This is a genomic window from Bacillus sp. P4_D3 (assembly GCF_056401855.1).
In genome coordinates this window covers 1-5519 of the sequence record NZ_JBFUIN010000209.1, presented here as the reverse complement: position 1 = coordinate 5519, position 5519 = coordinate 1, and the positions used below count along the sequence as shown (strand labels likewise).

The 5519-nt window shown below is 32.9% G+C and carries 5 protein-coding genes; 1 reads left to right on the top strand and 4 read right to left on the bottom strand.

What is annotated here, in order from left to right:
• Together AC1DTM_RS17290 and AC1DTM_RS17285 are read right to left on the bottom strand one after the other, a co-directional pair.
• Nucleotides 1-872, bottom strand: an 872-nt coding sequence (locus AC1DTM_RS17290; RefSeq protein WP_477000557.1) for a HAMP domain-containing sensor histidine kinase, incomplete at its 3' end; no start/stop codon positions are given.
• Nucleotides 862-1560 carry a response regulator transcription factor gene (locus AC1DTM_RS17285; protein WP_016104516.1) on the bottom strand — a complete coding sequence of 233 codons (699 nt, stop codon included), beginning with the start codon at nucleotides 1558-1560 and terminating at the stop codon, nucleotides 862-864. The genes AC1DTM_RS17285 and AC1DTM_RS17290, both read right to left, overlap by 11 nt.
• 142 nt (nucleotides 1561-1702) lie before the next feature.
• On the opposite strand from AC1DTM_RS17285, the gene AC1DTM_RS17280 reads away from it, so the two are divergent.
• A complete protein-coding gene (locus AC1DTM_RS17280) occupies nucleotides 1703-2233 on the top strand; it encodes a GNAT family N-acetyltransferase (protein WP_427279503.1) in 531 nt (176 codons plus the stop codon).
• A 65-nt stretch (nucleotides 2234-2298) separates the two neighbouring features.
• On the opposite strand, the gene AC1DTM_RS17275 is transcribed toward AC1DTM_RS17280, so the two are convergent.
• Both AC1DTM_RS17275 and AC1DTM_RS17270 read right to left on the bottom strand, forming a co-directional pair.
• Complete coding sequence (locus AC1DTM_RS17275) at nucleotides 2299-3927, bottom strand: peptide ABC transporter substrate-binding protein (RefSeq protein ID WP_477000556.1); 1629 nt, start codon at nucleotides 3925-3927, stop codon at nucleotides 2299-2301.
• Between the two features lie 155 nt (nucleotides 3928-4082).
• Entirely contained in the window at nucleotides 4083-5408 is a 1326-nt protein-coding gene (locus tag AC1DTM_RS17270) for a bifunctional S-methyl-5'-thioadenosine deaminase/S-adenosylhomocysteine deaminase (RefSeq protein ID WP_477000555.1), read from the bottom strand.
• Nucleotides 5409-5519: the final 111 nt, after the last annotated feature.

The window sequence follows — 5519 nt, the reverse complement described above, 5'->3', positions numbered from 1 at the left end:
GGAATGCATTGTCCAAAATTTTTAATTTCTATTTCAACATTCATATCTCTTTTAGAAACTTGAATTAAAAGCTCCTTTCCGTCTTTCCCGTACATAATACTATTACTAATTACATTTTCGAATAGCCTCACCATAACCGCTACATCCATTTCCACATGTAACACCTTATCACCTTTAATACAAAAGCTCATATCGGCATCATCTAGTTGTGGTACAAAATCAATCATGATTTGTTCAATGAACGCTTTCATATTTACTACACTTTTATGTAATTCGATCTCTCTATAATTTATTTGACAATATTCTAATAAATCATCTACTTGATTTTTCAATTCATAACTTTTTCGCTTTAATATACTTACATACTGTTCACATTCTTCTCTATTTGAATGCAGCTGATTTCCTAACAGGTCCGCGTAACCTATTAGGGATGTTACAGGTGTTCGTAAGTCATGAGAAATATTACTAATCATTTCATTTTTCATTTCTTGCGATTTTTTTTCATTCTCTATAGACTCTTTTAAACTTTTGACCATTCTATTAACATTCGCTGCTAATTCACCAATCTCGTCATTTTTTGAAATAGGTATATGTATTTCCAAATTACCATTACTTATTTCCTTCAGACTCTTGTTAATTTCAGATAATCTTTTCATCGTTGTTTTTGTCATGAATGCAAAGTATATTGTAGTAAAAATCAAAAAAACTATTAAATATAAAAATGAATATTTTTCCTCTAACGCAGTAACATGACTATATATATTTCCAATTGCAATTTGAAACGCTATTATACTTACAGTTGCTAACAAAATGCTACATATGAATGCGATAAAAAACTTAGCTCTCATGCCTTGTAATGATTTAATCTTCAATTTTATATCCGACTCCCCAAACATTTTGAATAAACTTCGGCTCTTTTGGATTCTCTTCAATTTTATTTCTTAATCTTGCAATATGAACCATTACTGTATTATTACTTTCATAGGCCCTTTCTTTCCAAACGCTTTCATATATTTCTTCAATAGTAAACACACGATTCATTGCAGCGGCCATTAAGTACAAAATATCATATTCAGTTTTCGTAAGATTGATTGTTTCTCCATATAACATTACTGTTCTCGACACTTCATCTATTTCTAAACCTCTAATGTTTATTTCCTTTTTTATTACTTGAACAGCATTTTGATTGAAATATGTATACCTTCTTAATTGAGCTTTCACTCTTGCTATAAATTCAATTGTACTGAACGGCTTCACAATATAATCATCTGCCCCAGTACTAAATCCAACGACTTTATCTATGTCCGATGATTTCGCGCTTAAAAACATAATTGGTAAACTATATTTCTCTCTTATCCTTCTACACAATTCAATCCCATCCATTTGAGGCATCATAACATCAAGGATAGCAAGTTGAACATCATTATTATTCAATACCTCTAACGCCTCTTCTCCGTTGTCAGCACTAAAGACAGTAAAACCTTCTTGTTTTAAATTTTCATTAACGAATCGAATAATATCTCGATCATCATCTACAATTAAAATTGAGTTTTTCTCCATATCTAAACCTCTTTTTGAAATATATTCCACAATTAATTTTAACATAAATCAAAATCATCATTACACCTTGAATAATCTTTATTTTCAGATTAAATTATATAATAACAACACATTCTAGTTTCAGAAGAAATGGAGTGAAGGCATGTTTCCTATATTAAAAACCAACCGGCTCATTTTACGAGAACTTACCGAAGAAGATGCACCGAGTATACTACAATGCTTTTCTAATACTGATGTCCTGCGCCATTATGGCCAAAAACCATTGCAAAATTTGGATCAAGTAAAACAAATCCTTAATAATTTTAAGTTGGGTTACAACGCAAGAAGCGGCATTAAATGGGGAATCGAATTAAAAGACAAGAAAGGTCTCATTGGAACAATTGGTTTTCATGATTGGTCTTCCGAACATAAACGAGCAAATATAAGTTATGCCTTTTTCCCTGAACACTGGGGAAATGGATATGCGACTGAAGCAGTTTCTGAAATTATATCTTATGGCTTCCATACGCTTCATTTAAAACGTATCGGGGCAATTGTATTTCTTGAAAACGAAGCTTCAAATAAAGTGCTATTAAAATTAGGATTTGAAAAAGAAGGGATTCTAAAAAACTATATGTATCAAGATGATATCCCATATGATACGAATTTTTATTCTTTATTAAAATCGGTTTAATAGATATAATTCCAAAAAAAGAAACCTCACTTTTAAAAGTAAGGTTTCTTTTTTGATTAATAGTTTTACTTATTATCGATATAAGTATTCCTATAAGTATAAACGCCACCAAATTGATGCTTTTCAATTCCTTTTACATAATCCTTTTGTACATAAGCGGAACCAATATGATAAAGCGGTGCTACCGCAGCATCCTCTAATATGACCTGCTCAGCTCCTCGCAACGCTTCCCATCTTTTCTTTTGATCTAGTATAAGATCATTTTTAGCTTTTTTTATTAGCTCATCGTAATGAGGATTAGAATAATTCATTTTATTATTTGGATTACTTGTCGTAAATAGCTCTAAATAACTAATTGGATCTTTATAATCTGGTCCCCAATTTACCATAGATATATCGTAATCACCTGTTTGTTCTAATTGTAACTTTTGCTTAAATGGCTGTTGTTTAATTTGTATCGTTAATCCATGCAAATTCTTCTCTAAGTCACCTTTTATATATTCCGCCATACGTTTTGCGTTATCTTGTTCAAACGTTAAAAACTCGAGTTTTATTTGTTCTACTCCAAGTTCTTTTTTCGCTTCTTCCCAAATCTTTTTCGCTTTTTGTAAGTCGTATGGAGAAATATCTCCGTTTTCTTTTCTAAAATCTTTGCCAGTCGCTTCATTTATATGACCAACTGGTACAAGTCCACTTGCAGGTTTTRCCCCGTTATTAATAAAGTGAGCTACAAAATCTTCTTTATTTAACGCTAATGAGATAGACTGACGCACTTTTTTATTTGCTAACGCATTATTTTTTTCATTAAAACGGAGCATTGCAATTCCAGGATCGCTCGACATATGCAATTGCTTATTCCCTTTATACTTGTCTACAAATTGAGAATTAATTGGTACTCGATCCAAATCGCCAGCTTCATATAAATTTACTGCTGTCATTGTATCCTTCACAATTTGAAAGTTTATTTCTTCTAATTTCACTTTCTTTTTATCCCAATATGTATCATTTTTCTTTAATTGAAATTCTTGTTCATGCTTCCACTTCTCTAATACAAATGGACCGTTATATATGAGATTACTAGGTTCCAATGCATAATTCTTTCCTTGTTCTTTTAAAAATGATTCGTGCTGTGGTAAGTAAATAGGTAGTGCTAACAACTGTAAAAAGTAAGGAATTGGCTGTTCTAGTTCCACTTCTAGCTTATAATCATTTATAACCGTAACCCCAAGTTCATCAAGAGGCTTTGTTCCCTTATTTATCTCTTTCGCATTTTTCACGTAAAAGAGCATATACGCATATTGAGACGCTGTTTCATGACTTACCGCCCGTCTCCACGCAAACATAAAATCATTTGCTGTCACACTGTCTCCATTTGACCATTTTGCATCTTTACGCRAATCAAATGTATATTTTTTACCATCTTCACTTCTTTTAAACGATTTTGCTACTGCTGGAATAGGCTGATCTTGATCATCTAATACATACAATCCTTCAAATATGTTTTGCATTACGTGTGCTGACGTACCATCCATCGTTTTTGTAGTATCAAGAGAAGGAATTTCTTCTGATACTGTTACATTTAATACTTGTTTTTTTGCCTCTGTTTCACTTTTATTCGCTTTATTATTACAAGCTGTTAATAATAAAGATGTAACAAGTGCCATTACCATTAAATGGCTCTTTTTTCGCTTCATGAGTTGTTCTCCTTAAGTATAAAATATTATAAAGCGTTATATATTATAGCAGAAATACTAACAGAAAGATGCGACATTCTTTTGAATATTTATTCGTTCAAGAAAAAAGCTATCCTTTTAAAAAAGGATAGCTTTCTCAACTGATATATAATTACCTATCTTTGTAAACCTCGTTTATAACGACTTGCTTCAAATATAATACGCTCTTCATCTAATGTTTTACATTCACCATTCCAAACGACACGTTTACCATTAATAATTACATCGCTTATATCTTTTCCACTAGCTGCATACACAAGATGTGATAACACTTCATCTGCTGGTTGTAAATGCGGCTTATTAGATGGGTCAATCGTAATAAAATCAGCACGCTTTCCAACCTCAAGTGAGCCCGTTTGTTTCATCCCGATTACTTCAGCAGCTCCTTTAGTCGCAAGTGTAAGAGCTGTTTCAACTGGTAACGCTGTTGCATCTTGATGAATACCTTTTTGTAATAATGTTGCAATGCGCATTTCTTCAAACATATCTAAATTGTTGTTAGACGCCACACTATCTGTTGCAATTCCTACTTTTATTCCTGCTTCTAGCATCGCTTTTACATTCGCTATACCAGAACCTAGTTTTAAATTACTATTTGGGTTATGAGCTACTCGAACATCATGTTCTGCTAAAAATGCACGCTCATTTTCATTTAATACTACACCGTGCGCAATAACTGTTGGGCGTTTAAACAATCCGCAACTTGCTGCATATTCTACTGGACGCTTCCCATACTGTGCTTCAATATCACGTACTTCACGCTCTGTTTCAGAAAGATGAATATGAACCATCGTTTGATTTTCTACTGCAATACGAGCACACTCTTCTAACAGTTCTGTGGAACATGTATATGGACTATGCGGTGCAACCATCGTAGTTAACATACCACTTTCGTTATAGTAACGCTTCACATATTTCTCAGCTTCTTCAATTGCTTTCTTTTCATCGTCTTTCGTTCCGAAGCTAAATAAAGTTCTTGAAACAGCAGCACGCATTCCACTCCTTGATACCGTTTCCATAATTGCATCTTGGTCTACTCCAATAGGATTAAACATATCAGAGAATGATGTTGTACCACTTTTCACCATTTCAAGTAATCCTAATTCCGTGCTAGCGACCGCAAGCTCTGGCGTAAACTGACTTTCAAGTGGCCAAATTCTCGTCTCAAGCCATGGCTGCAATAACATATCATCTCCGATACCTCTCAAAAGGCTCATAACAACATGTGTATGTGTATTGACAAGCCCTGGTAAAACCCACTTTCCTTTCATGTCAATTACTTCATCTACTTCAAAATCGTTAGCGAATTCTCCGCTATTTACATCTATAATTTGATCATTTTCTACAATGATATATCCATTTTCTATCACTTCATTTTGTTCATTCATCGTTGCAATTGTAGCGTTTACATAAGTTGTTTTCAAAAGTACTTCCCCTTTCAACTCTATGAAGTTCCCTTTAATTAGTTACCACCATTATAGTAACTTATTGAAGATTAAGAGTCAAAATATAATTTTAATTTTTTCGTTGTCTTTTCCTTCAAAATGCTATAT